Below are 25502 nucleotides of genomic sequence, written 5' to 3'. Positions count from 1 at the left end.
TTGAGTATTTTGTCACATCGCTTAAGGTTCTTATACAGGATAAAGAAAAAAAACTTTTAGGATCAATAATCTTATAAAAATTGGATCTACAAAACATGAACACTGATTCGCAAATGCAGGCTATATTAGATCAACTGGCCAAATTTAATGCTCCACCTCTGGAAAAATTGTCGCCGGAAAACGCCCGGAATAATCCCACTCCCAAAAATGCAGTGGAAGAAATGGCAGCTGAAAGCGCCATGGTTCGTTCTAAAAATCTGGTTATGCCAACCTTACCAGAGCCTGTAGGACGCATTGACCATATTTTAATTCCAACGGACAGTGGCGAAGTGCTGGCTCGCGTATATACACCAGATGGGGATGGGCCATTTCCAGTGATTGTGTATTTTCATGGTGGCGGCTGGGTCATTGCAAATCTGGATGTCTATGAACCAACCTGCCGTTGCTTATGTAATGCAGCAGATAGCATTGTGGTATCGGTTGCCTATCGACAAGCACCTGAACACAAGTTCCCAGCCGCCGTGGATGATGCCTATGCAGCGCTGCAATGGGTACTTGAGAACGCGTCAACCCTGAACGGCGATCCACTCAGGGTTGCAGTCGCTGGTGAAAGTGCTGGCGGTAACTTGGCTGCTGTATCGTGCCTGCGTGCCAAGGATGAAGGTGGCCTGATGCCCGTGGCACAATTACTGGTTTATCCAGTAACAGATAGCCAGATGAATTCCCCATCCTATACCGAGCAGGCTGAAGCCAAACCGCTCAATGCTGCCATGATGAAATGGTTCTGGGGTCATTACCTGAATGATATGAGTGAAGGCGAGCATGTGTATGCCTCACCATTACGCTCGCCAGATCTGACAGGATTACCGCCTGCTACTGTGATTACCGCTGAGCTTGACCCATTACGTGATGAAGGCGAAGCCTATGCCCAGCGTTTGGCAGATGCTGGTGTACAGGTAAATACCCGGCGCTATGCAGGTGTTACCCATGAGTTTTTTGGGCTAGCAGGTGCAGTTGGTAAAGCCAAGGAAGCAGTGGACTTTGCAGTAAGTAATTTACGCAAAGCATTTAACGCCAACGATAATCGTAACTTTTAAAACTTTACTAATTATTTTCCATATAAAAAGATAGTACATTGATTGTGCTATCTTTTTTATATTTTTAACTAGGCCAGATTGAACAAACACTAAAGACTAAACTGACGAAATTCAGTAATTTCCCTAGCCTTGGGCCATTGCTGTAACAGGCTACCAGCGTATTTTTGCGCACGGCTGGCAAAGTTGACATCAAACCAGCCGGAATATTTATCAATATCATCAATACGCAAAATATGGGTTCGGTCTATAACTATCAGATAATCGGATTCCATCACTGGCGGTTCCAGCAGGTTGCTGGCCTGTTTAAGCTGTATCCGGCTGGAAATACGCTGAGCCAGTTTAATCAATTGATGGGTAGTAGCCTGCTGGTCGGCAAGGGTATTGAGCAACATCAGAACCTCACGCCTGGGCGAAGGCTTGATAAAATCCAGCAAACCCTGGCCAATTCGTGCGTCATCAAATAGCTCGTGCATGGATGGTAGCACAATCAGGACTTCCCGCCGGGCCAGACCAAGCAATTTGACCATCGCTTGCTGAAGAACATCCTTACCGGCAATAGCCACTCGCTGATCTGCCGATTGTTCTTCCCCAGTAGAATCTTCATCAGCCTTTTGAGCAGATGAATGAGCAGGGTGGTTGCTTTGCTTAAGCGCTTCCGGGTTCTCAATCTTCACCACACGAGCGGCGTTTGCATCAGCCTGCACCTGAACAGGAACATAGTCTATGCCATCATTTAATTCATCAGCCGGGTTATCGGTACCAATGCTTTGCTCAGGCGGCGTAGAACTGGCGTCATGCATTGCGATTCTCCTGCTGGCTATTCCAACGCAATGGGTTTGCATGGTTAAACTGTAGCAATAAAGTGCCAGATTTATTGCTCACAATTGTACTAAAACCTTATTCAGGAATATGAATCATCACAATGGCATCTTCATACAAATCACAAAACATGGTTAATAACTGATCAGTGATTTCAGCATCTGTTAATTGCAGATCCAGTGACTGCAAATTAAGTGTTTCACCGTCTGCCAGCCGTTTTAATACAGGAGCAAGTTTGGCCGGTACATCCAGTTTTTCACCCTGTGCCCAGAATTCCAGTTGTGTCTCATCAACAGGGCGATACAGTAGCCGTGTGGCCGGTTCACGCTGAATGATTGCACCTTCATCCAGTAGCTCACGCAATTCTGCTGTAGTTAAGGCGTCATTTTCTGGCAAACTGTCGGGATACTTGCTTTCAGTGAGCAGGCTTAAAGCCGCTTCATCAAAATAACTGGTATTTTCCAGCAACTGAATAACCTGCTGCTTTAACATGGCTAGGTCAGTTGGGCTGACTTCGCCTGCGGACTGAATAGAACGCGCAGCAAGGTCAGCTACCGGAATCTGGGTATCCGGCTTGCTAAGCAGATGATCAGTAAACTGATCCAACAATTGCGTGCTGTCTGGCATGCGGAAGCCAAAGGATAAAGTCAGGCAGTTGTCTTCTGCCACGCCATAGTGCGACAGGGTAGGCGGCACATATAGCAAATCCCCTGGTTCAAGAATTTCATCAAAATGCACATCCATATCGGGCAACAGGCGCAGCGGCTGGTTGGGGATTAGTTCACTATCAGGCGTGCAATACTGGCCCAGTTGCCAGCGGCGTTTGCCGTAAGCCTGTACCAGAAACACATCATATTGATCATAATGACGGCCTACCGAACCACCTTTGGGCGCATAGGACACCATGATGTCATCGCGACGCCATTGTGGAATAAAATCAAAATGCTGCCAAAGCGCAGCAATATCCGGTGAAAAGTGATCCAGTGCCTGTACCAGCAATGTCCAGAGCGGGGGTAGTTTCTTAAAATCCTTGGTATTGAGCGGAGAGTTTTTAACCCGCCACTGTTCATTCTGGGCACCCTGCTGAGTCAGTAACCGTGCAGTGATGCCGTCTTCCTGTGCCAGTTCCAGAATATCGTCAGGTACCAGTAAGCCCTTAACATCGGGCAAGGCATTTTTGACCAGAAGCGGTTTCTTTTGCCAGTACTCAGCAAAAAATTCGGCAGCACTAATGCCGCCCAGTACCTGTAAACTTTGCATGTGACTGCTTCTTCCTATTTAAACCATAAATAAAAGCGCTGGATCAGTGCAGCGCAAAGCGCACCCAGTGTTGCCAGTGCCATGTCTTTCTGGGCGTCCCAGATGTCGCCTTGCTGACCATTATAGTTCTCGGCAGCTTCCGGTGACATCCCCACGGCAATCCACCATTCGATCAGTTCATAAACCATGCTGGTTGCCATAATAAACTGAATGACCAGCAAAACAATTTGAAAAGGTTTAACCGAAGGTAGCCATGCTGAAAATACATCACAACAGATTTTAAATAACAGCAGGCCATAACTAAAGTGAATCAGGCGATCATACATATTGCGTGACCAGCCAAAATGTTGATCCAGGTCAACGCCAAGCCAGCTTTTAATCCAGTCATTATACGGCACATAGGAATATAAATAATGTGCTCCCAGAATATGTAGCAATATAAAAGCAATGGTCAGGGTAAAACCCATGAGGCTGACCTCACGTTTTAATTGCAAAAATAGCAATAGTGCAACGCCCAGTACTGTACCCACCTGATGCAGTAAATAGGATTCAAAGTCCAGCGGATGAATTGAGGCGATAATGCAGGCCAAAACCAGAGTTCCCAGCAATAACCCGTGCATCAGGCCAATCTTTGCAAACTGACCAGAAGGACTCGAAAAAGACATATAAGAATAATCCTGAATAATTGTTGTTTATTGTGTAAAGGAGATTTTAAGCGCGCTGACTAAGAATTCACAGAATATAAGGAGTCGTCAAATTGAAAAGCTAAGCTAATATCCTAGTGTAGTTTTTAAGACTAGAAGTATAAAAAGGGCAAAACCAGTTCACCCTTTTTAATCATCAATACATTATAAAAAAAGTCTAAATGACGACTTAGCTATTGAGTAACTTTGCTAAAAGCTGTGGCAGGTTTCTGACCTGATCAGCCGCGTTGCCGGTATAGCTGGCAGGTGTCATTTCAGCCAGACGGTTACGGTCAGCTTCAGGCACGGCAGCCAGTTCCTCGCTTTGTACAAAGCTCACCATCACATCACGGGTCATGGCCTGACCACGGGTGAGTTTTTTGAGTTTTTCATAAGGCTGCTCTACATTATAACGGCGCATCACGGTTTGAATGGGTTCTGCCAGTACTTCCTGTGAGGCATCCAGATCGGCCAGCAGGCGGTCACTGTTGAGTTCCAGCTTGCCAATACCTTTTAGGCAGGCTTCAAATGCAATCAGGCTTTGGGCAAAACCAACACCCATGTTGCGTAATACCGTAGAATCAGTCAGGTCGCGCTGCCAGCGTGAAACCGGGAGTTTTTCGCCCAGATGACCCAGCACGGCATTGGCAATACCCAGGTTGCCTTCAGAATTTTCAAAGTCAATTGGATTAACCTTGTGCGGCATGGTAGAGGAACCCACTTCGCCTTCCTTGAGCTTTTGCTTGAAATAACCCAGAGAAATATAGCCCCAGACATCACGGTTAAAGTCAATCAGAATGGTATTGAAGCGTTTTAGGGCATCAAACAGTTCAGCCATGTAGTCGTGCGGCTCAATCTGAGTGGTATACGGGTTAAAATCCAGACCCAGAGAATTGACAAAACCTTCGGCATGCGCTGCCCAGTCTACTTCTGGATAGGCTGATAGATGGGCATTGTAGTTGCCTACTGCACCATTAATTTTGCCCAGTAACTCGACCTGTTCAAACTGCTTGATCTGACGCGCCAGACGATAGGCGACATTGGCCATTTCTTTACCCAAAGTAGTTGGGCTGGCAGTCTGTCCGTGAGTACGTGACAGCATTGGCTGGTCTGCATGTTTGATTGCCAGTGCCGTAATGGCATCGCAAATCTGGCGCATGGAATCCAGCAGCACGTCACGGCCATTTTTCAGCATTAAGGCATGTGAAAGGTTGTTGATGTCTTCTGAAGTACAGGCAAAATGGATAAATTCCCCAACATCTTTCAATGCATCGATGTTAGCAATTTTTTCCTTAAGAAAATATTCAACTGCTTTTACATCATGGTTGGTGGTTGCTTCGATGGTTTTAATGCGTAGCGCGTCATCTTCACTGAAGTTGCTGACAATCGCATCCAGCGCGGCATTGGTGGCGTCAGAAAAAGGAGCAACCTCGCCAATGCCCTCATGGCGAGCCAATGACTGTAGCCAGCGAACCTCAACGGTAACACGCGCAGCAATCAAACCAAATTCGGAAAGATAAGGGCGAAGGGCATCACATTTTTTGGCATAACGGCCATCAAGTGGAGAAAGCGCGGTTAAAGAGTTCATGCGAGATTGCTTCCTAATAACAGACAAAATTTAAAAACTAAACATTTAAGGACTAGGTAAAGGTGGCGCAAAAATACCAAGAAAATAGCCAGGCTGGGAATTGCCGGGAATTTTATGTCAAAACCTAGATGAATACACCGCTAAATTTCATAACAATTGAAGATCTAAGGCTTAGGTTCATAAAATGCCGGTGCTGCCTGGTAGCGAATCCGGGCCAGCTGACGCAAATCTTCCAGCATGGCTTTTCGGCCAAACACCAGTTGAAAGCGATTACCGCCCAGTTGCCGCCAGTAGTGTGCAGCTTGCAAACCTGAAAAAAGACAGGCCCGAATGGCATCAATTGTGGGCTGGTTTTTCAGGTATTCCGGTTTACCACGTACTGAAAGACGCGGCGTTAGCTGGCCAGCGGTATCAATATATAAAGTGGCAAGGCTGGCTAAAATTGCCGGATGCTGCACATTATGATCAAAAAAAATCAGGCGCTGTTCAATGTTGGCCTGTTCACCAGTAATGCGCTGGGCAAAAGCAGGCTTTTTGTAGACCTTTTTTTCAAGCTGCATGAGCGCCATCGCATAGCGGAATGTTTCACCATACTGACGCGGTAAAGGCAAACGTGAACGGGTATTCTGGTAAGGCTGGATTAAAGCCCCTTCCAGACTGCGCAGGCCAATATTCAGGTTTTCCATGTTGCCATACAGATCAAGGCTAAACAGGCTGTCCGGCTGCCGATCATGGATCTTGAGGCTGGCCTGTAGCAGGGCATTAAAGCTCTGGTTTGACAGCCCTGTCAGGGTGTTCTTACCCTGTGTTGCCAGTGAGTAGGTGAGCTGTGCTGCCTGAAACAGGGCAACCAGCGCCAACAGACGATTCTGCCGTTCGGTAATACCTGAATTGGTGAGGGCATCATCAAGATGCTGTTGAACCTCTGTGGTAAAATGCTGCTTAGCCATGAAGTAGCCTGTCATCTGTCATATTACTGATTGCTGCAATTGGCAGCTGGTCTGAAGTTAATTTGCCTGCATTGGTATGGTGAATAATTCCACCACCCAGACAAACGTCATCCTGATAAAAAACAACAGATTGTCCTGGTGTCACTGCACGCTGTGGCTCATGAAACTCAACCCGTACACCGCCGGGTTGCAGACTATCGTCCCGATAAACCATGCAATGCTGATCGGGCTGGCGATAACGCGTTTTGGCTATACAAGCCAGGCCTTGAGTTGGAATATTGGCAACACCAGCAACCCAGTCAATGCTTTCACTCCAAAGCATGTTACTCTGCATAAGGGGGTGCTCATGCCCCTGTCCAATAATCAGCTGGTTATTCTGCATATCTTTGGCCAGCACAAACCATGCCCCTTCTGCCTGATTTTTCAAACCGCCAATGCCAATGCCACCACGTTGCCCCAGTGTGTAATACATCAATCCATCATGACGGCCAACCACTTCACCGGCATCAGTAATAATCTCACCCGGCTGGGCAGGCAGGTATTGTTTTAAAAAGTCCTTAAAGCGGCGTTCACCAATAAAGCAAATACCAGTGGAGTCTTTTTTGCTAGCGGTGCTTAAGCCCAATTCAATAGCTTTTTGGCGAACCTGTGGCTTTTCAAGTTCACCCACTGGAAACAGGGTCTTGGCAATTTCACGCCCATGCACGGCATGTAAAAAATAACTTTGATCCTTGTTTTGATCCAGTCCGCGTAATAGTGGTGCGTATTGCTCACCGAGGCTATTGGTTTGGATAGCACCACGCCGTGCATAATGACCTGTTGCAATAAAGTCTGCACCCAGCGTTAAGGCATGATCCAGAAAAGCCCGAAACTTGATTTCCTTATTGCATAAAATATCCGGGTTTGGTGTACGGCCTGCCGAGTATTCCTTTAAAAAATGCTCAAACACGCGATCCCAGTATTCCATGGAAAAATTGGCAGTACGCAATGAAATACCGAGACGGTCACAAACACTTTGCGCATCGGCCAGATCACGCATGGCAGTACAATACTCAGTGCCGTCGTCATCTTCCCAGTTTTTCATGAACAGGCCTTCAACCTGATAGCCCTGTTCCAGCAATAATGCAGCAGACACTGATGAATCCACACCGCCTGACATGCCTACAATTACATAGTTACTCATCAGTAAACCTTTTTAAAATTTAAGACTGGCTGTTGCCATCAAGTACTCATCTGCCGAAAGCCTGTATTTAATCAATGCTAATTCAGCAGGAAGTACTTTGGTTTAGGCATTTAACAGGTCAGGTGAAGGATTAAATAAAGGTTGTTCAAAAATAATATCCAGCGGATAACGCTTGCCCTGCAAGGCATCCTGCACACAGCGAATCACCAGTGGACTACGTGCGCGGGCTGTTTGCTCAAGCTCTTCCAGCGTCATCCATGTAGCCTGCTCAATACCTGTATCCAGTGGACGGGTTGCATCATGGGATAAGGCTTTGGCCAGAAAGCAAAAACGGTAATAGGTACAATCCGGATCGGCTGGCGGCGTATAGGTATAAATACCTAGCAAACCTGTAATTTCAACTGTCCAGCCAGTTTCTTCCAGCGTTTCGCGAACAGCTGCTTCAATGAGGGTTTCATTGGCTTCCACATGACCGGCAGGCTGGTTAATCACCAGATGGCTGACTGATAGGCTTTGTTCTTCCACAAACAGGAAACGTTGCTCATCCTGCACAATGGTGGCAACCGTCACATGAGGCATCCAGGACATAGGTGAAATCACATTTAGACAATAAAGTGAGTATGATACGAAAGTTGCCAGTTTTGGGCAATGAAGGTGAAAAATAAAAGCCGGACATTTAATCCGGCTTTCATCAGCAATGTATCAACGCTTAATTAAAAAAACTTGCTAAAGAAAATCTTGATATGGTCAATCATACGTGCAAAAAAGCCAGACTCTTCTACAGCTTCCAAAGCAACCAATGGTTTTTCAGTCAGCATTTTGCCATCAAGATTGGCAACCACTTTACCAATAACCTGACCTTTCTGGATCGGGGCTTTCAAATCAGGATTAATGACCAGTTGGGTTTTAATATTGGCGGCCTGACCACGTGGCAGGGTTACCGCCATATTTTCTGCCAGACCTACAGATACCTTGTCTGTTTGGCCAAACCATACGGGTGTGGTGGCTAGTGACTGGCCTGCTGGACGCAACGTGGTATTTTCAAAGTTGCTAAAGCCCCAGTTTAAAATGGCACGGGTCTGGCTAGCACGTTCATCCATGCTTGGTGTACCCATGACCACTGCAATCAGGCGCATCGGGCCACGCTTACTGGAAGCAACCAGACAGTAACCTGCTGCATCCGTATGACCAGTTTTTAAACCATCCACGCTAGGATCGGTATACAGCAGGGCATTACGGTTGCCTTGCTTGATTCCGTTGTAGGTAAATTCTTTTTCAGAATAAATTGGATAATATTTGGCGCTATCCTTAATAATGTTACGCGCCAGAATAGCCATGTCCAGTGCCGATGAATAATGGCCATCCATAGGCATGCCAGTTGCGTTCATGAAATGACTATGATTCATGCCCAGATGCTTGGCTTCCTGATTCATCATCTCGGCAAAAGCGCCTTCATTGCCCGCAATATGCTCGGCCATCGCTTTGGAGGCATCATTACCGGACTGGATAATAATCCCGCGCAGCATGTCAATTACACTTGCTGAACCATTAAGTGGCACATACATACAGGATTCTGAACTACTGCCACGACACCATGCTGATTCATTCATGCGTACCATGTCAGTTTCTTTGAGCTGACCAGACATCAGGCGCTTTTCAATAATAAAACTGGTCAGCATTTTGGTCATGGATGCAGGAGGTAACTCTGCATTTTCATTAGAACCCGCCAAAACCTGGCCTGTGTCATAGTCTACGAGTACGTATGCTTTATTATCAAGGGTAGGAGGAAGAGGTAATGCTGTCACAGCATGTGCATTAATTGTAAAACCAGTAAACACAGCAGCAACAGCTAAGGCGCGTAGGCTAGACATGGCTAGAATTTCCATTTTAGCAAAATAAACATAAGCCGGAGATTCTAAGCCATGAAGCCTGAGCAACCAAGCATGATTGCCCAGACAATACAAAAAAATTATTTTTTAGTTTTCTTGCTATTTGCTGGATAATTCAGGATATCTTGGCAAACTTCACGATTGTCCTGCACACTGGCGCGATTGGCATCTTCACGTGCTTCCTTAAGCTTGTCCTGATACTCAGCATCGTCTGCCAGCGCTTTTAGGGCCAGCACGGGCTGATCAATATTCGGCATCAGGTCTTTAAGCAGTCGCTCATAACCAGCATCAAAGTTTTTATTGTTGCCAATTAACTTGGGGCAAATTTCCGCTAGAACATCGACTGCAGCAATTTCTTCCTGAGTGACAGGTAATGAGCTTTTAAACTCAACCTTGTCGCCTTTACTGGCTGTATGGCTTGCTGCACTGCTGGCAGGTGCTGCATTTGCAAAGGTAATACCGCCAGTGCACAGCACTACAAATGCCATTGTTTTAACCCAGGAAAGGTTTAATAAATTCAGGTTTGTTCTAGTCATGTATAAAATTCCAGATTATAAGCAGCGCTAGCATAAAGCCAATTCCTCAACAGTTACTGAAGCTTTTTGTTGATTTTTCATAAGAAAAATTTATAGCAATCCGTTAAAACTATTAGCGTTGAGTGATTATTGATTTTTTCTAAAGCATAGTGTGAGTTTTCGTTATCAGTTCGTGAAAAAAACGTTTCTAAACTATTTTTCTTGTTATGCTTTCACGGTGTTTGTAAAAAATTAGCTGAGCAAACGCAAATTTCCAAGTGAGATAAAGTTATTCAGGCAGGGGTATTTTATGAAGTGGTTGAGCTATTTATCAGGGCTTTCCATGCAAAATTGCGCACCAAAGCAGACAGAGATAGCAACCGATCAACACAGAAAGTTCCCTTTTAAATACAGACCCATCCTATGCAGTGCTGTTGTATTGCTAATGGCAGGCTGTGCATCAAAACCGGTTGTGAACCCAACCCAGTCGCGCTTGATTGTTATCCCTCAATATTATACGGTTAAGGCAGGCGATACCTTAAGCCAGATTGCATCACGTTATAATCTGGATTACCGTGAAATTGCCCGGATTAATAATATTGATTCCAGCTATACCATTTATACCAACCAGAGCTTGCGCTTGCATAACGGTGGTAAGGATGCACCACGCATTCAGGTCAAAACCTCTGCAACGCCTGCACCTGTGGCAATTCAAACCACGACCTTACCGGCACAGCAGCCTGTAAGAACCACACCACAGCCTTCCACCACAGTGCGAAATACGCCGGTAGTAACCCCACCACCTATTTTGCCCAATACCCCAACGACATTGCCCTCCGGTCTGAGCTGGCAATGGCCAGCAAGTGGACCGGTGCTTCAGCAATTTGATCTGGCACGCGACATTAAAGGGGTGCGTATCGGCGGTAACCCAGGTGATCCTATACGGGCTGCGGCTGATGGAGAGGTGGTTTATGCCAGTGATCGGCTGACAGAATATGGCAATCTGGTGTTGGTGCGTCATACCAATGGCTATGTCACCGCATACGCGCACAACAGTAAAATGATCGTTAAGGAGAATGACCGTGTGAAAGCAGGCCAGAAAATTGCCGAAATGGGTTCCAGTGGAACAACACAAACTATGCTAGAATTTCAGGTTCGTTTAAATGGTAAACCGATTAATCCAGCCAGCTTGCTGCCTGCCCGTTAGGGTTTATGATAATTAAACGAAAACCATAAAATAATTAAATCAGTAACATCCTTTTGAGGTGAGCGCAAACAATGCTTGATAATTTACGAAGTATGGCGGTATTTGCCTGCGTGGTAGAGCGTGGCTCTTTTAGTGGTGCAGCCCGGGAGCTGGGAATAACCACCAGTGCCGTAAGCCAGCAGATTCGTTCGCTGGAAGAAGAAATGGATGTACTGCTACTACATCGTTCTACCCGTAAATTGAGTTTAACAGAAGCGGGTCAGGCATTTTTTCATAGTTGTCAGGAAATGGTGGCTGCTGCTGAACGCGGGCGCATTCGTATTAGCGAATTGCGTGATGATCTGGTGGGTGATTTGCGGATTGCTACTACACCAGAGCTTGGTGCAATGCATGTGGTGCCTGCACTGTCTTGCTGGTTATCGGCGCATCCTAGCCTTAAAGTACATTTCGAGGCGGATAATCGCTATATTGATCTGATTGAAGAGCGTATTGACATTGCCATTCGCATGAGCCCCACACTGGCCGATTCTTCATTAATTGCCCGGCCAATGGCGCGTGTTGATCAGATCCTGTGTGCATCACCCACGTATTTAAGAAAGTTTGCGCCTATTCAAACGCCTGAAGATTTAACCCAGCTTGAGCTTTTGCCGATTGATCTGGTGCAAAATCCGCAGGATATCTACCTGACTAACGCAGCCACTGGTGAGCAAAAGCATGTGTTTATGCCTGCGCGAATTCATAACAATAATGTGTTTGTCACCAAGTCACTGTGTTTGGCAGGGCATGGCATAGGGCGCATTTTATATCTGGATGTCCAGAAGGAACTGGCACGGGGTGACTTGGTTGAAGTCTTGCCCCAGTGGAAAATGCAGGATTATATTCTGTATGCTGTAACCTTAAAACGTGAGCAGCAACCTACCAAGATTTATCGCTGTCTGGATGCCCTGTCACAGTATTTTAGCCAGTTGCCAGGGGGTCGTTCGGTACGTCGTTTAACCGATGAAATCACCGGCTAAAATTTAATTTCTATTGTTATAAAAAAACCGCCTTAATATTGAAAACCGGGCGGTTTTTTTATGCAGCTATGTTTTAAAGCTGTCGCTTAGGCGATTTTAAGCTTTGCTTTGAATGAAATTGCTGATGAGTGGCACCAGTCGGTTTACAATTTCATCAGCATCCGCTTGTGAAATATTCAGGGCAGGGAGCAGGCGTACAACCTTGTCAGCTGTGACATTAATAATCAGGTGCTTTTCATCACGCGCTAGGGCTACCAGTTCACCACAAGCAATTGGCAGCTCAATACCAATCATCAGGCCAAAACCACGTACGCTAACCTGGTACTGTGCCAGTTTTTGCTGGAATTGTTCAACCAGATAAGCTCCCATTTTGGCAGCGTTTTCAATAGCACCTTCTTTTTGCAGACAATCGATTACCGTATAGACTGTGCGGCAGGCTAGGGGCGTTCCGCCATAGGTTGAACCATGATTACCGGCAGCAAACAGGTTGACAGCCTTGCCTTGCACCAGACAGGCACCTACCGGAAAGCCATTACCCAACCCCTTGGCAGTCGTGAGGACGTCAGGTGTAATGCTGGTATGCTGAAAGGCAAAATATTTACCGGTACGGCCATTGCCGGTTTGGATTTCATCCAGCATTAATAGCCAGTCATGCTGGTCACACAGGTCACGTAACTGGTTTAAGTACTCAAAACCCTGTGGCGCCGTATTGATTCCACCTTCGCCCTGAATCGGTTCAACAAGAATGGCCACAATATCATCATGCTGACTGGCCAGTTGCTTGATCGCATCAACATCACCAAAGGGAACGCGCAAAAAGCCTTCGACCAGTGGGGCAAAGCCAGCCTGTACCTTGGCATTGCCAGTCGCAGACAACGTAGCCAGCGTACGGCCATGAAATGATTTTTCCATGACAATAATTTTTGGTGAGCTAAAGCCTTTTTTATGCCCACTAATGCGTGCCAGCTTAATCGCTGCTTCGTTGGCTTCGGCACCGCTATTGCTAAAAAATACCTGTTGCATGCCTGCGACATGGGTCAGGAGCTGGCCAGCAGCTTCCTGCCATGGAATTTCAAACAGGTTGCTGGTATGCACCAGTAAGCTGGCCTGTTCACTAATAGCCTGCGCCACTACAGGATGCGCATGACCCAGCCCACACACGGCAATTCCTGTTAAGGCATCCAGATAGGCTGTGCCATCTTCAGTATATAGATAACTGCCCTGACCTCGGACAAAAGCAATGGGTTGACGTGCATAAGTGGGCATTAAACTGCTAGTTTGATTATTGGTTTGTTTTTTTACAGAAGTAAAATTAGGGGGCACGGTCATTGTCAGCGCTCTTTGTTGGGACAAAACAGGAGTTAAGCATCTTAACAAAACTTTTATCCGAGGTGAGACGCTTTTGCAGAATTTTAACCAAAGAGCAGCCTTGAAATCAGTGCGTGTAAGCCTAATTTAATCCAATAGCCGTTATGGCGAATCACCGCTATAATAGCGCGACATTTAAAGAGGTTTGTTTTATGACTGACGCAGCCAACCCTAACCCAGCTCATGCTGACAACAGCACCGAAACATTGATTCGTGAGCAAATTGCCAAGCATCCTGTGATTTTATACATGAAAGGCACTCCCCAGTTTCCCCAGTGTGGCTTTTCGGCGCGTGCAGTTGAAGCTTTAAGCCAGATTGGTCGTCCTTTTGCCTACGTTAATATTCTGGAAAACCCGGACATTCGTGCAACCCTACCGCGTATTGCCAACTGGCCTACTTTTCCACAGCTGTGGGTCGGTGGTGAGCTGATTGGTGGTAGTGACATCGTGCTGGAAATGTTCCAAAAAGGTGAGCTTAAGCCTCTGATTGAACAAAATAGTCCAGAAGCGCAATAAGCGTTGCATGATGAATCCATAAAAGATAAATCAATAAAAAAGAGCCTCAAATCAGGCTCTTTTTTATTGGTCAAATATAATATCTAAATAACGGAAGGGCTTAAATTTAGGCCTTGGATAGTTTCTGGACTTTGTAGCATTCATTTAGCGCCAGTTCATAGTAAGCTAAGCCCTGCTGGGCAGCCTGTAGTGCTTTTTGCTGCATCATAACATCGTGATTACACAGGCGCTTGATCAGTTCCATGGCTTCATAAGGATGCAAATCATCATAGTGCGCATGGGCGCGCAACCATGCCACTGTTTTGCTGCTCATCTGAATTTCAGGATGCTTAGCATAGGCTTCTATGCCTTTATACACCTGAATTGTCCAGTCGCCAGTGGCCCACTCAATGGCAAGATTGGTTGCTGCAATAGTTTCTGCCAAAGTTCCGCGATAGGCTACGCTCCATAAATAATGATTCACGGCATTCATGGCGGCTGGTGGGCAGACATGGTCAAGCTCATCAACAGTTAAACCGAAACCCAAAGCCCAGTCCTGATACCAGTACAAATGTCGCTCTTCTACCTTGATGTTTTGGATAAGCCAGTTACGTGCTTCAGTAACGCCAGGCAGCTGAAATGCAGTGGCCTTCGCCAGACTCATTGCCATATATGAAGGAAAATGGGCAACCAGTGGGTAGAAATTTAGCAGTGCATGTTTAAAACAGGCTAGGCTTAGCCGTCCGGCCGCCAGATCCTGAAACAATGGATGCTGGCTAACCCGATTCTTTGCAGGCAATAACTGATCCCAAAAAGCTTGAGACCATTCATTATGTGGCGTTATTTCCAGCTCATGAGTGTAAGCTTTTTTAGCTTGAGAATCCTTGGCTTGACTGCCATTAATGGTGGGAGTAATACTATCAATAGAGTTATTCAGTGAGTTCATGGTTTATCCCTAACCTGTAGCTTATATTTATCCTTTATAGAAGTTAATAATTTTCAATACGTATTGGCAAGGTTATTTCGTGACCGAACGTGTAAGCCTTTTATTACATTTTGTAATTCGAACTATTAAAAAATATAAAACTTCTGCTATTTTTACACAATATAAAACTAATAGAACTACTTTTTCCCAATGTTAGGATGACTGCGGGATTGCTATAAGGACAGTGAGGTGTTTAAGCACTTCCACCAAGGATGCGGCGATAATGAAATTACAAGGTTCCAACCTGCTGGAACGTAAAGAAATCCAAAAATTACTGGGTAAGGATTTAAACTTTGTCTGGTTTCCTGCAAAACTGGAAAAAGACTATCGATTTCAATACCAGAATGAAGCCGCACACGAATTTCGTTATCGTGGCCCAATTATCCTGCTGCTTTACCTATTCTTGAGTTATGGGATTTATCAGCTATTACCTGCTGAGCAGGTGGGCCTATGGCTAAAGCTGTATGGCTGTGTGGGCATTATTGTCCTGACAGCCTGGGGATTTAGCTGGTTTGAAAAAATGCACCAGTGGTTTGACTGGTATGCCACCATTGGTTCAACAATTGCAATTGCGATTTCTTTTACGATTGTTAACCTTGTGCATGATGAACAGGGTAGTGTGCTGTTACATGCCGCTATTATGTATGCTGTAGTAATCGTTTATGGCTTTGTAGGGCTGCGTTTCTATGTAGCCATTCTGGCAGGTTGGGTAGGTGGTGCGTTAGGCACATTGGTTAGCATGTATTTTAGCAATGAAATTGCATGGACCTTGCTCAACCGGACTTATACATTCAGCAGTTTTCTGGGCATGGCTTTGGCCTATGTGACTGATCGCCATCATCGCGAAAATTATTTGCAATCCTGCTTGCTGGAATTACACCGCATTGAAATGGTACAGCAGACCCAGCAACTGGAAGTCATGTCACGTCAGGATGCCCTAACCGGGATTGCCAACCGCCGTTATCTGGATGAAATGCTGGAAGAAGAGTGGTATCGCGCCATGCGCCACCAGACTCCGTTGTCCATCATGATGATTGATATTGATTATTTTAAGGCATATAACGATTCACTGGGGCATCTGGCAGGTGATCAATGCTTAATTAAAATAGCTCACGCCATTACCAAAGTTGCTACACGAAGTGGTGAGCTGGTGGCACGTTACGGTGGTGAAGAGTTTGTGATTTTACTGCCAATGACCAGCCAGCAACATGCAATTCGCCAGGCCGAGAGGTTGTTACGGGCTATTAAAAACCTGCACATTCCACACCCGGCCAGCGAAATATCGCAGCATGTGACTTTAAGTATTGGCGTTGTGACCTATGTGCCGCAAATGAACGAAGATGTAAACGACTTTTTATATTGTGCCGATCATGCGCTATATAAAGCCAAGAACAGAGGCCGTGATGGCTATGTATTTGCCCATCTGGCACCACAGTCGTTATCCAATACCAAAGCATCCTGAACGCGTAATGAATCAGTCGATGGTGGAATTTTAGAGATGAATTTCAATCTGGAATTTTAAACAAGCCATTAAACCTAATGGCTTACTTTGCCACCCAGATTCAACAAGACAACGCCAACAATAATGCAGCAGATACCAAGCCATTGCAGCAAAGCCAAGGGTTCTTTAAATACCAGAATTCCAACCACTGCAATAATGGCAGTGCCAAGTCCTGCCCAGATGGCATAGGCCAAGCCAAGCGGCATACCCAGTTTCAAGCTTAAGGATAAAAACCAGAAGGCTAGGCCATAACCTGTGGCAATCCCGATAATATACGGCCATTTGCTAAAGCCATCAGACAAGCGCAGGCAGATGGTTCCGGCAATTTCACAAGCAATGGCCAGCGCCAGATAAATGATCGCTTGCCACAACATCTCAGCTACCTTGCTCATCCGGCTGACTAGAACTGGTTTTCACTTCAGCAGCTTCATTTGGAGCAGTTGAACTATCCTCAGCAATGTCTTCAACGGGTTGCTTCTGCAAGGCCGCTTTTTTGGACTTGGATTTCTTTTTCTTACGCTTTTTGTCCTTTTCCGGCTCACCACTTTCCAGCACTTGCCATGATTTAAGCTGGCGCATTACCTCAGCATAAATACTACCTTTAGTATATTTACCTTTAGCGTCAATTTGACCTGCCGGGCGATTCATTAACAACTCAAGCGCCTGTTCAATGGTGTCGATTGCATGTAAATGGAACTTGCCCTGTTCAACCGCTTCAATCACATCCTGACGCAGCATCAGGTGTTGCATGTTTTGTACCGGAAAAATAACGCCCTGCTTGCCAGTTAGACCCTGCAGTTTGCAGGCATCATAAAAACCTTCAATCTTGGCATTAATACCACCAATAGGCTGTACCTGACCCAACTGGTTCATGGAGCCGGTAATAGACCACGACTGATCAATGGGAATATGGCTAATGGCAGAAATCAGGGCACTTAACTCAGCCAAAGTCGCACTGTCACCATCAATTTCGCCATAGCTTTGCTCAAAGGCCAATGCTGCTGAAAAGTGCAATGGCTGTGAGCGGCCAAAGTGCGAGCGCAGGAAGCTCGACATGATGAGGATGCCTTTGGCATGCAGCGAACCGCCCAGCTCAACATTGCGTTCAATATCCAGAATATCGCCACCACCCTGATAGACTGAGGCAGTGAGACGGGCAGGCAGGCCAAATTCACTATCGGCATAATGCACGACAGTGAGCGCATTGATTTGTCCATAGCGCAGGCCGCTGGTTTCAATCAGTTGTGTACCACGTGACAAGTCCTGCCAATACAGTTCACGCAAGTAGCCCAAGCGGTAGCGGCGCTGTTCCAGCGTATCGGCAATATGCTGGGCACTCACCATGGTAGCTTCCTGACTGGCCGCAAGATGCGCTGCTTCACGTAGCAGGTCACCCAGCGTTGCGGCATGCAAGGACAGGGAAGTCTGGTCTTCAGCCTGACGGCTGGAATCAGTCAGCAAGGCAGCCAGAGCACTACGGTCAAAAGGCAGTAGTTTTTCTTTTTGCACGTAATCGGCAATCAGGCGCATATAAGCCTGTTCGTTTTCATCATTGCGCGGCAGGGTATCGGTAAAATCTGCACGGATCTTGAACAGGCTATTAAGTTCGGGTTCAAATTCCAGCAGCTCATAATAAATATAGGGTTCGCCTAGCAGTACCACTTTCACCTGTAGTGGAATAGCTGCCGGTTCAATGGAAATACTGCCAGTCAGGGTGATCATGTGCTCCAGTGAAGACAGCTTGATATGGCCTGAACGCAAGGCACGTTTTAAACCTTGCCATGCATAAGGTTGTTCCAGTAATTGATCGGCTTCCAGAATCAAAAAACCGCCATTGGCATGGTGCAGCACCCCGGAGCGGATTAGGGTAAAGTCCGTTGTGATCGTACCCATCTGGGTGAGCTGTTCAACATGGCCTAACAAATTGTAGTGGGTAGGCAGGTCTTCAAAAATAACAGGCGCGCCACTGTTTGGCTTGTGCGTAACCACCACATTGACCTGATAGCGCGGTGGCACCCGGTCAAAAATTCCGGGCAAAAAGTCTTCTTCATCCTGCGCCAGAATATGTTCAACATGGGTAATAATATCCTGAGCATAAACTTTTAAATATTGCTCAAGACCATCGACATGCTCAAAGCGCTGGGCAATTTGCATAATCTTGGGTTCAACCACACTGCTGGCCAGCTCGCGGTTAATAGTAGAAACCTTGGCACGGGCCTGTTCTTCCATTTGGCCCAATTGTGATCCCAGTTTTTCCAGTTTTTTGTCCATTTGCCGTACATTCTGGGCAATACGGGCGCGTACACTCGGTGCCAGTGCAGCCATTTCTTCTTCGGTTAATTCAGGCGGCAAGTTGCTTTGCGGCTGTTCGGCATTCGACTGTCCAGCATTTGATGGCGGCTCAACATGATGCACAGGGACAAAACGGTGCTCTTCATTACGTGAAATCAAGCGCAAATCCAGTGCTTCACCTTCCTGGGTTAGCTCAATTAAGGCATCCTGCTGTTGCTGGCCAGTAGATTGGCGGATGGTTTCAATGCGTGCATGATAACTATCGGTGGTAAAGCGGCGCTCTAGGGTATTCAGCATGGTTTGCCAAAGCTGATGCATGGCTTTTTTAAGTTTTGGACCCTGGCCAGCCGGTAATTCCAGCGCAATCGGCTGCCGGGTGTCGGCAAAATTATTGACATACACCCAGTCACTTGGTGTTGGCATTTGCGCCGCCTGCTTAAGCAGCAAACGCTTGAGCATGGTGCGCTTGCCCAGTCCACTGGGGCCTACAGCAAAAATATTATAGCCATCGTAAGGTAAGGATAAGGCAGCCTCAACTGAAGCCCGTGCCCGCTGCTGGCCTAAAAAATCATTTAAAGGCTTGATGCGACGGGTAGATGCAGGAATATTATCCAGATTCGGCAGGCGTGTTAGCTGATTGGGTTGCAGCCGGGTTTTTTCATGGGTATTGCTAGGGTCAATGATTGAGGCGCTTTGCATAGAGGTAGTTTTCATGGACTTGTCCCGACGTTTTGATGGCTTTGCTACAGCAGCTTCTGCTAAGGAGGTGGCCTTTTGCTCATTCAATTGAATACTTTGTCTGGAAGTCATTATTTAAAACATTGCTCTAAAAAATTGTAATATCCCATGAGTGTAGCAGGAAAAATGCCAATTTCATTAGTTTAATCCATCAAGTTTTTGGGCTTTTTTAATGCCTGAATATCAGGTTTGCAGAATATTTGAACAGTTGTTTTTAGACCATAGCTTTGTGTGGCGCATCAGGGTAATCTGGCTGTTTTAAGACTTTTTCTGGTTAATAAAAACATGAAATCATCCAAAATATCAGGACTGTCAGGATGGGGACAGGCGCTCTCTGTATTTGCTGACAGACGTGCAGTAATTATGTTTTTTTTGGGATTTTCAGCGGGCATACCGATTTTACTGATTTTTTCCAGTTTGTCGCTGTGGCTAGGTGAAGCAGGAATTGAAAAAAAAGCAGTGACTTTTTTTAGCTGGGCAGCGCTGGGATATTCATTCAAGTTTGTCTGGGCACCTTTAATTGATGAGTTACCGCTACCTTTTTTAACTCGCACATTGGGTCGCCGCCGGGCATGGCTATTAATTGCACAACTATTGATTATGGCTGGCATTGCTATTATGGCCATGACTGATCCGTCGCAAGGGCAGAACAGTCTGGTACAAATGGCTATAGGTGCAGTACTGCTGGGTTTTTCAGCAGCAACGCAGGATATTGTAATTGATGCCTACCGGATTGAGCTGGCAGACGCGACAATGCAGTCGGCACTGGCCGCAACCTATAACGCAGGCTACCGGATAGCCATGATTGTTGCTGGTGCCGGTGCATTATTTCTGGCCAGCGGCTTTGGTTCTGAAAAGGGCCATTACCTTTATAGTGCCTGGCAATCGACTTATCTGATTATGGCTGCCGTCATGCTGGTTGGAGTGCTGACGACCTTGATAATTCGTGAGCCGGCCCGCCAGCGTCCGCCACGGCCTTATCAGGGTACTGATTATATGCGGCTGGTATTGGTGTTTTTAATTGCAGTTTCAGCGTTTGTAGCGACCTTTATCGAGGTGGGCCAGTTGTGGGTGATCAGCGAAGATGCTAATCCGTTTTTATTATTTTTGCATGAAACACTAAGAATTTTATGCGCCATTGCTGCTGCTGGTACGGCGGGTTATTTACTGGTCAAAGCCGGATTGGTCAATTCACAAATGGCAATAGAAACCTGGATTGCACCCGTAAAAGACTTTTTTAGACGCTATGGGGTCAAAACAGCCTCATTGTTGCTTTTATTGATTGGCCTGTATCGCATTTCAGATATTGTGGCTGGTGTCATTTCCAATGTGTTTTATCAGGATATGGGCTTTAGCAAGGATGAAATTGCCACTGCGGTTAAAGTGTTCGGGGTGGTATTCAGTCTGGCTGGCGGCTTTTTGGGCGGCTTGATGTCACAACGGTTTTCAGTGTTAAAAGTATTAATGCTTGGCGCAATTTTATCCAGTGCAACCAACCTGATTTTTATTGGCTTTTCTCATGCCGGACATAGCCTGCCGTGGCTGTATTTTGCCATTGTGGCCGATAATCTGGCGTCTGGTCTGGCTGGTGCAGCATTTATTGCATTTTTATCCAGCTTAACCAGCGTGTCATTTACCGCCGTACAATATGCCATTTTTAGTTCACTAATGACCTTGATCCCAAAGGTGATTGGTGGTTATTCCGGAACTATTGTAGAAAGCGCTGGCTATCCAAATTTCTTTTTGTTTACTGCCTTGATTGGTTTGCCGGTTTTGTTGCTGATTGTGCTGGTGCAACGTCAGCTTGGTCAACATTCAAGTTCATCAACTGAAAGTTAACGCAATAGGAGAATTTGTAATGCGTATGCTTCATACCATGTTACGGGTTGGTAATCTGGAAAAATCATTGCAGTTTTATACTGAAGTGCTGGGCATGCAGCTCCTGCGCCAGAATGATTATCCTGAAGGCCGCTTTACGCTGGCATTTATAGGTTATGGACCGGAAGATACCAATACCGTGCTGGAATTAACCCATAACTGGGATACATCTGCTTATGAGCTAGGCAATGCCTATGGACATATTGCATTGGGTGTACCGGATGCGTACGCAGCTTGTGAAAAAATAAAATCTTTAGGCGGTAAAGTGGTGCGTGAAGCAGGGCCAATGAAACATGGCAAAACGGTGATTGCTTTTGTAGAAGATCCTGATGGGTATAAGGTTGAACTCATACAGCAGGAGTGAGCATGAACATTTTCAAATCCCTGCGCACGTTTTTTGATAATTTTACGATTTTGCTGTTTGTTATGGTGATACTGGCTAGCTTATGGCCAGTGCAAGGTCAGGCAGCAGTTGCATTTAACCATGGGACTGACATTGCAATTGCATTGTTATTCTTTTTGCATGGTGCCAAACTGTCCCGTGAAGCAATTGTGCAAGGCATTACCCACTGGCGTCTGCATTTATTTATTTTTGCAGCAACCTTTGTACTGTTTCCTATCTTAGGTATGATGTTCGAACCTGTTTTTGAGCCATTTCTCACCCCGACCCTATATCTGGGCGTTTTGTATATTTGTGTCTTGCCATCTACAGTGCAGTCATCCATTGCATTCACCTCAGTAGCGCGAGGCAACGTCGCTGCAGCGATGTGTAGCGCATCGCTATCCAATATTCTGGGTATGTTTCTAACCCCTGTACTGGTCGGGCTCTTAATTAATGCGCAGGCCAACCAGCAGGATGTTGATTCTTCACAAGCGGCTTTAAGCATCGTATTGATGCTGTTAGTGCCTTTTGTGTTGGGTCAATTGTGTCGTAGCAAGATTTTTCCAATAATTCAGCGTTACCCGGTAATGGTTAAAGTGGTCGATCAAGGCTCAATTTTACTGGTGGTGTATGCCGCGTTTAGTGAGGCCATTAATGAAGGTTTGTGGCAGCAGGTCTCTGGTTCTATTCTTCTGGCACTCGTCATTATTTGCTGCATTCTTCTGGCAATAGTAATGGTTGGTTTGACATATGCCAGCCGTGCACTTGGATTTAATAAGGAAGATGAAATCACCATTGTATTTTGTGGTTCCAAGAAAACATTGGCCAGTGGTTTGCCAATGGCTAAAATCCTATTTGCTGGTCATCCCATCGGCATGTTGATTTTACCGCTTATTTTATTCCATCAGATTCAACTTGTAGTGTGTGGGATTCTGGCAGCGCGCTATGCAAGGCGTCAGGAAAAAAACCGCAATAACTGAGCAGTAGTCGTAGTGGTCAATTGATCAGCACCAGACGTGAAAATTTTGCAATATTGTGCTAGAATAGACCACCTTGTTGAGCTTGGCCCTGATTACGAATCTCGGTGAGCCAAAAGACTGGTCTGTTGTGGTGTTTACCTGCTTTTAGAATCTTGAGTTTTAAATGCTTCCTCAAAGGTTTTTAATGAAAGTTAGAAAAACTTTGGGAGTGGTAGATTGCGATGACAGCATAAGCCAATCTTGTTTAGGAGATCGCCATGCGTGCCGATATTCACCCAAAATATGAAAAATTAACTGCTACCTGTTCTTGTGGCAACGTCATTGAAACCCGTTCTGCGATTGGTAAAGATGCTCTTTACCTTGACGTATGTTCTGCTTGCCATCCGTTTTACACAGGCAAACAGAAATCAGTAGATACTGGTGGCCGTATTGACAAGTTCAAGCAGCGTTTTGGCATGAGCCGCAGCATCAAGCGTTAATTGTTTGTAGCAGTATGTCAAAAATCAAAAAACGGGCAATTGCCCGTTTTTTGTTTGCCTGCTTTTTCAGTGTTTAACAGGCAAGAGCCATCAAATTTGCTCTTCCTGATTTAAGACCAGTTTGTCCATTGGTTTCTGGAAGTAATAACCTTGCAGATAGCGGGCACCCAGTGTCCAAGCCTTGGCAACTTCCTGTGGGGCCTCAATATAACCGCCAATAATATCAATTTCATATTCCTGAATTTCTGATACCAGTGCCTGTGTGGCATTGTAGTTATCATCATTGTTCAGATTGGTCATATAGGCTTTGTCCAGCTTAACCAGATCCAGCTTTAGATAATTCAGCAGGTTTTTGCTGTTTAAGGTTGAACCAAAGTCATTGACAGAGACTTGCGCCCCTACATTTCTTAAAGCTTCCAGCTGGGTCTTAGCCAGTTGCATATAGGTCGATACATTGGCTTCATTAAATTGCAGAATTAACGGCTTATGAGGCGAGTTAAGCGCCCCCAGCAACTTGGTAATGACATCAGACAGACTTGGATCCTGAATGGACTCTACACCCAGATTAATCAGTAAGCGCGCTTTAGGGTGCTGAACCATAAAGGCTTTGAGCAGTTTTGAGGCATTCAGCAGTATCCAGCGGTCAATACGGCCTTCAAGATGATATTGCTGGGCAACTGCCAGAAATTCATCAGGGCCCATGACTTTGCCATCACCCAGCGGCAGGCGGACATAGACTTCAAATAGCTCCTGATCCTGTTCAGTCGTGTCATAAATATGCTGGAACATGAGCTGGAACTGGCCACGATTTAGCGCATTTTCCAGAAGTTCACGCAAGGCACTGTCAGAGTTATTGGCATTTTCGGCAGGGTTATACACATATATCCCATTACCGCTGCCCTGATTTTGTAGTCTAACTTTTTCCGAGGACTGATATGCACGATCCAGTACTTCAGCCTGACCCGGTGAGCTTTGGTTAATGGGCACAACGCCAATGCTAATGGTTGCCTGAACAGTACGTTTATCCACCATAATCAGATGTTCAGACACGAGATGGCATAGACTTTTGGCAGTAGCTCTCGCTTCCTCAATATTCTGGCCATTCAAAATAACAGTGAAACTGGATTCACGGAAACGATAAAGCTCGTTTGGTGCCAGTTCTTTTTTCAAAAGTTTGGCAATATCCAGAATGGCAGTGTCGCTACCTGAAAGACCGGCAATGGCATGAATATGACCAATATTACCGATATTAATATATAGCACGGCATGCTCAGCAGGCGTAATGCGTAATTGAGCCAGTGTTTTGGTCAGGTCTTCTTCAAAGGCAAGACGATTATTGAGTTTGGTTAGATTATCAACCCGTTCAATTACTGCAAGCTGTGCAGCAAGCGCAGCACTGGACTGTAGCTGAGGCTGAATAATGATCTGGATACAGTCTTCACCGTCATAGCTTGCAGGTGCAAGCTGCAGCAGTGCTTCAAATTCAGTCCCATCAGCCTTGATCCCATTAAACTTGAATTCAGATTGCTGGGTTGCACCACGGCTATACGCGCGTAAAAACTCTTTAAAAGAATTAATATCCTTGCCTTCAATCAGGTCAATGACCGGCATACCTACCAAATCTTCAAGGGAATGATAACCAAACAGTTCGTTATAGGTTTCATTGGTATAAATATGAACGCCATCATGAATATAGGCCACAGCACTTTTTGAGTTTTTTACCAGTAGCTGGGCACGTCGTTCTGCTTCTTTGAACTGATTACTAAGCTTAAGATTACGTGCGACATTGCGTGAGTATTTTGCCTCACGCTGTATTGCATAAGCCAGATGGGTTAACTGGTGCCGGGGAATTACATCGGTTAGACCCAGCTTAAACCCGGCAACCAGATCAGGCGAGGTATCCTGATTATCAGCAGGGGCAGCCATTTCATCAGGAATAGCAATGACTGGAATTTCCAGATTATTGTCCTTTAATAACTGGAGAACTTTTTGATAATCCAGATCATAAGCATGGCCAAATAAAATGACGTCCCAATGGGTACGAATGGCTTTCTCAAATTCTTCCTGATCATCCAGTAGCTGAAACTGGGTTGTTGTATGTTGCTGTTGCAGCAATTGTGCAAGATTATTTGCAGTCGTCTGCTCATCATCAATAACCAGAAGTTGGAGGTGTTGAGAGCGACTATTCATAAAAATTT

At 45.7% G+C, this 25502-nt stretch carries 23 protein-coding genes; 9 read left to right on the top strand and 14 right to left on the bottom strand.

All coding sequences use genetic code 11. The annotated features are described in order from the left end of the window. Nucleotides 1-95 precede the first annotated feature (95 nt). Nucleotides 96-1097 carry an alpha/beta hydrolase gene (locus Q337_RS0105120; protein WP_026470682.1) on the top strand — a complete coding sequence of 334 codons (1002 nt, stop codon included), beginning with the start codon at nt 96-98 and terminating at the stop codon, nt 1095-1097. An 89-nt stretch (nt 1098-1186) separates the two neighbouring features. Here Q337_RS0105120 and Q337_RS0105115 read toward each other — a convergent pair whose 3' ends face one another. From Q337_RS0105115 to Q337_RS0105075, 9 genes are all read right to left on the bottom strand, one after another. Beyond that, nucleotides 1187-1897 (bottom strand): DUF7931 domain-containing protein, encoded by a 711-nt coding sequence (locus Q337_RS0105115; protein ID WP_026470681.1) that lies wholly within the window; start codon nt 1895-1897, stop codon nt 1187-1189. Between the two features lie 97 nt (nt 1898-1994). Continuing rightward, on the bottom strand, nt 1995-3176 hold the full coding sequence (locus tag Q337_RS0105110) for a ribosomal protein uL16 3-hydroxylase (RefSeq protein ID WP_034279216.1): 1182 nt from the start codon (nt 3174-3176) through the stop codon (nt 1995-1997). Nucleotides 3177-3190: 14 nt separating this feature from the next. Continuing rightward, nucleotides 3191-3841: a DUF2238 domain-containing protein gene (locus tag Q337_RS0105105; RefSeq protein WP_034279215.1), complete on the bottom strand. Its 651-nt coding sequence runs from the start codon at nt 3839-3841 to the stop codon at nt 3191-3193. Between the two features lie 208 nt (nt 3842-4049). Further along, nucleotides 4050-5447, bottom strand: a complete 1398-nt coding sequence (purB, locus tag Q337_RS0105100; protein ID WP_026470678.1) for an adenylosuccinate lyase — start codon at nt 5445-5447, stop codon at nt 4050-4052. Nucleotides 5448-5611: 164 nt separating this feature from the next. Beyond that, nucleotides 5612-6397, bottom strand: a complete 786-nt coding sequence (locus Q337_RS0105095; RefSeq protein ID WP_051526581.1) for a lysogenization protein HflD — start codon at nt 6395-6397, stop codon at nt 5612-5614. Then, nucleotides 6390-7580: a tRNA 2-thiouridine(34) synthase MnmA gene (gene mnmA, locus Q337_RS16845; RefSeq protein ID WP_084494715.1), complete on the bottom strand. Its 1191-nt coding sequence runs from the start codon at nt 7578-7580 to the stop codon at nt 6390-6392. The genes Q337_RS0105095 and mnmA overlap by 8 nt, the downstream gene beginning before the upstream one ends. 102 nt (nt 7581-7682) lie before the next feature. Then, entirely contained in the window at nt 7683-8168 is a 486-nt protein-coding gene (locus Q337_RS0105085; protein WP_034279507.1) for an NUDIX hydrolase, read from the bottom strand. Nucleotides 8169-8293: 125 nt separating this feature from the next. Then, nucleotides 8294-9451: a D-alanyl-D-alanine carboxypeptidase family protein gene (locus tag Q337_RS0105080; RefSeq protein ID WP_026470675.1), complete on the bottom strand. Its 1158-nt coding sequence runs from the start codon at nt 9449-9451 to the stop codon at nt 8294-8296. A 98-nt stretch (nt 9452-9549) separates the two neighbouring features. Continuing rightward, on the bottom strand, nt 9550-10005 hold the full coding sequence (locus tag Q337_RS0105075; protein ID WP_051526580.1) for an MCR_0457 family protein: 456 nt from the start codon (nt 10003-10005) through the stop codon (nt 9550-9552). Nucleotides 10006-10429: 424 nt separating this feature from the next. On the opposite strand from Q337_RS0105075, the gene Q337_RS0105070 reads away from it, so the two are divergent. Both Q337_RS0105070 and Q337_RS0105065 read left to right on the top strand, forming a co-directional pair. Further along, entirely contained in the window at nt 10430-11191 is a 762-nt protein-coding gene (locus tag Q337_RS0105070) for a peptidoglycan DD-metalloendopeptidase family protein (protein ID WP_228133080.1), read from the top strand. 71 nt (nt 11192-11262) lie between these two features. Then, nucleotides 11263-12207, top strand: coding sequence for a LysR family transcriptional regulator (locus tag Q337_RS0105065; RefSeq protein ID WP_026470672.1), 945 nt, complete (start codon nt 11263-11265; stop codon nt 12205-12207). Between the two features lie 96 nt (nt 12208-12303). Here Q337_RS0105065 and Q337_RS0105060 read toward each other — a convergent pair whose 3' ends face one another. Continuing rightward, nucleotides 12304-13536 (bottom strand): aspartate aminotransferase family protein, encoded by a 1233-nt coding sequence (locus Q337_RS0105060; protein ID WP_051526579.1) that lies wholly within the window; start codon nt 13534-13536, stop codon nt 12304-12306. A gap of 191 nt (nt 13537-13727) precedes the next feature. On the opposite strand from Q337_RS0105060, the gene grxD reads away from it, so the two are divergent. Next, on the top strand, nt 13728-14090 hold the full coding sequence (grxD, locus tag Q337_RS0105055; protein ID WP_051526578.1) for a Grx4 family monothiol glutaredoxin: 363 nt from the start codon (nt 13728-13730) through the stop codon (nt 14088-14090). Nucleotides 14091-14196: 106 nt separating this feature from the next. Here the strand turns inward: grxD and Q337_RS0105050 are convergent, their stop codons facing one another. Beyond that, entirely contained in the window at nt 14197-15015 is an 819-nt protein-coding gene (locus Q337_RS0105050; RefSeq protein WP_084494713.1) for a TenA family transcriptional regulator, read from the bottom strand. 262 nt (nt 15016-15277) lie between these two features. On the opposite strand from Q337_RS0105050, the gene Q337_RS0105045 reads away from it, so the two are divergent. Continuing rightward, on the top strand, nt 15278-16516 hold the full coding sequence (locus Q337_RS0105045) for a diguanylate cyclase (RefSeq protein WP_026470668.1): 1239 nt from the start codon (nt 15278-15280) through the stop codon (nt 16514-16516). Nucleotides 16517-16590: 74 nt separating this feature from the next. Here the strand turns inward: Q337_RS0105045 and Q337_RS0105040 are convergent, their stop codons facing one another. Together Q337_RS0105040 and Q337_RS0105035 are read right to left on the bottom strand one after the other, a co-directional pair. Further along, the gene (locus tag Q337_RS0105040; protein WP_026470667.1) at nt 16591-16929 is read right to left on the bottom strand and encodes a DMT family transporter; all 339 of its coding nucleotides are present in this window, start codon (nt 16927-16929) and stop codon (nt 16591-16593) included. A gap of 1 nt (nt 16930) precedes the next feature. Further along, entirely contained in the window at nt 16931-19657 is a 2727-nt protein-coding gene (locus tag Q337_RS0105035; RefSeq protein ID WP_026470666.1) for a Lon protease family protein, read from the bottom strand. 213 nt (nt 19658-19870) lie between these two features. Between Q337_RS0105035 and Q337_RS0105030 the strand changes: the two genes are divergently transcribed. From Q337_RS0105030 to rpmE, 4 genes are all read left to right on the top strand, one after another. Further along, nucleotides 19871-21424, top strand: a complete 1554-nt coding sequence (locus Q337_RS0105030) for an AmpG family muropeptide MFS transporter (protein ID WP_051526577.1) — start codon at nt 19871-19873, stop codon at nt 21422-21424. Between the two features lie 19 nt (nt 21425-21443). Then, on the top strand, nt 21444-21827 hold the full coding sequence (gloA, locus tag Q337_RS0105025; RefSeq protein WP_026470664.1) for a lactoylglutathione lyase: 384 nt from the start codon (nt 21444-21446) through the stop codon (nt 21825-21827). Between the two features lie 2 nt (nt 21828-21829). Further along, complete coding sequence (locus Q337_RS0105020) at nt 21830-22825, top strand: bile acid:sodium symporter family protein (RefSeq protein ID WP_026470663.1); 996 nt, start codon at nt 21830-21832, stop codon at nt 22823-22825. Nucleotides 22826-23082: 257 nt separating this feature from the next. Next, nucleotides 23083-23304 carry a 50S ribosomal protein L31 gene (rpmE, locus tag Q337_RS0105015; protein ID WP_026470662.1) on the top strand — a complete coding sequence of 74 codons (222 nt, stop codon included), beginning with the start codon at nt 23083-23085 and terminating at the stop codon, nt 23302-23304. 90 nt (nt 23305-23394) lie between these two features. Here rpmE and Q337_RS0105010 read toward each other — a convergent pair whose 3' ends face one another. Then, nucleotides 23395-25494, bottom strand: coding sequence for an EAL domain-containing protein (locus tag Q337_RS0105010; RefSeq protein WP_026470661.1), 2100 nt, complete (start codon nt 25492-25494; stop codon nt 23395-23397). Nucleotides 25495-25502 lie beyond the last annotated feature (8 nt).

The organism is Alkanindiges illinoisensis DSM 15370 (genome assembly GCF_000619845.1).
Taxonomy (GTDB): domain Bacteria; phylum Pseudomonadota; class Gammaproteobacteria; order Pseudomonadales; family Moraxellaceae; genus Alkanindiges; species Alkanindiges illinoisensis.
The sequence above is the reverse complement of the archived record's forward strand: the minus strand, read 5'-3'. Positions and strand labels throughout refer to the sequence as shown.

Coding starts and splice junctions, on each gene's coding strand:
- Q337_RS0105010 (WP_026470661.1), bottom strand. CDS start 25,494: ATGAATAGTCGCTCTCAACACCTCCAACTTCTGGTTATTGATGATGAG.
- Q337_RS0105065 (WP_026470672.1), top strand. CDS start 11,263: ATGCTTGATAATTTACGAAGTATGGCGGTATTTGCCTGCGTGGTAGAG.
- Q337_RS0105070 (WP_228133080.1), top strand. CDS start 10,430: ATGGCAGGCTGTGCATCAAAACCGGTTGTGAACCCAACCCAGTCGCGC.
- Q337_RS0105120 (WP_026470682.1), top strand. CDS start 96: ATGAACACTGATTCGCAAATGCAGGCTATATTAGATCAACTGGCCAAA.
- Q337_RS0105095 (WP_051526581.1), bottom strand. CDS start 6,397: ATGGCTAAGCAGCATTTTACCACAGAGGTTCAACAGCATCTTGATGAT.
- Q337_RS0105085 (WP_034279507.1), bottom strand. CDS start 8,168: ATGTCCTGGATGCCTCATGTGACGGTTGCCACCATTGTGCAGGATGAG.
- Q337_RS0105105 (WP_034279215.1), bottom strand. CDS start 3,841: ATGTCTTTTTCGAGTCCTTCTGGTCAGTTTGCAAAGATTGGCCTGATG.
- Q337_RS0105110 (WP_034279216.1), bottom strand. CDS start 3,176: ATGCAAAGTTTACAGGTACTGGGCGGCATTAGTGCTGCCGAATTTTTT.
- Q337_RS0105115 (WP_026470681.1), bottom strand. CDS start 1,897: ATGCATGACGCCAGTTCTACGCCGCCTGAGCAAAGCATTGGTACCGAT.
- Q337_RS0105050 (WP_084494713.1), bottom strand. CDS start 15,015: ATGAACTCACTGAATAACTCTATTGATAGTATTACTCCCACCATTAAT.
- grxD (WP_051526578.1), top strand. CDS start 13,728: ATGACTGACGCAGCCAACCCTAACCCAGCTCATGCTGACAACAGCACC.
- mnmA (WP_084494715.1), bottom strand. CDS start 7,580: ATGAGTAACTATGTAATTGTAGGCATGTCAGGCGGTGTGGATTCATCA.
- Q337_RS0105040 (WP_026470667.1), bottom strand. CDS start 16,929: ATGTTGTGGCAAGCGATCATTTATCTGGCGCTGGCCATTGCTTGTGAA.
- rpmE (WP_026470662.1), top strand. CDS start 23,083: ATGCGTGCCGATATTCACCCAAAATATGAAAAATTAACTGCTACCTGT.
- Q337_RS0105060 (WP_051526579.1), bottom strand. CDS start 13,536: ATGACCGTGCCCCCTAATTTTACTTCTGTAAAAAAACAAACCAATAAT.
- Q337_RS0105045 (WP_026470668.1), top strand. CDS start 15,278: ATGAAATTACAAGGTTCCAACCTGCTGGAACGTAAAGAAATCCAAAAA.
- purB (WP_026470678.1), bottom strand. CDS start 5,447: ATGAACTCTTTAACCGCGCTTTCTCCACTTGATGGCCGTTATGCCAAA.
- Q337_RS0105080 (WP_026470675.1), bottom strand. CDS start 9,451: ATGTCTAGCCTACGCGCCTTAGCTGTTGCTGCTGTGTTTACTGGTTTT.
- Q337_RS0105075 (WP_051526580.1), bottom strand. CDS start 10,005: ATGACTAGAACAAACCTGAATTTATTAAACCTTTCCTGGGTTAAAACA.
- Q337_RS0105020 (WP_026470663.1), top strand. CDS start 21,830: ATGAACATTTTCAAATCCCTGCGCACGTTTTTTGATAATTTTACGATT.
- gloA (WP_026470664.1), top strand. CDS start 21,444: ATGCGTATGCTTCATACCATGTTACGGGTTGGTAATCTGGAAAAATCA.
- Q337_RS0105030 (WP_051526577.1), top strand. CDS start 19,871: ATGAAATCATCCAAAATATCAGGACTGTCAGGATGGGGACAGGCGCTC.
- Q337_RS0105035 (WP_026470666.1), bottom strand. CDS start 19,657: ATGACTTCCAGACAAAGTATTCAATTGAATGAGCAAAAGGCCACCTCC.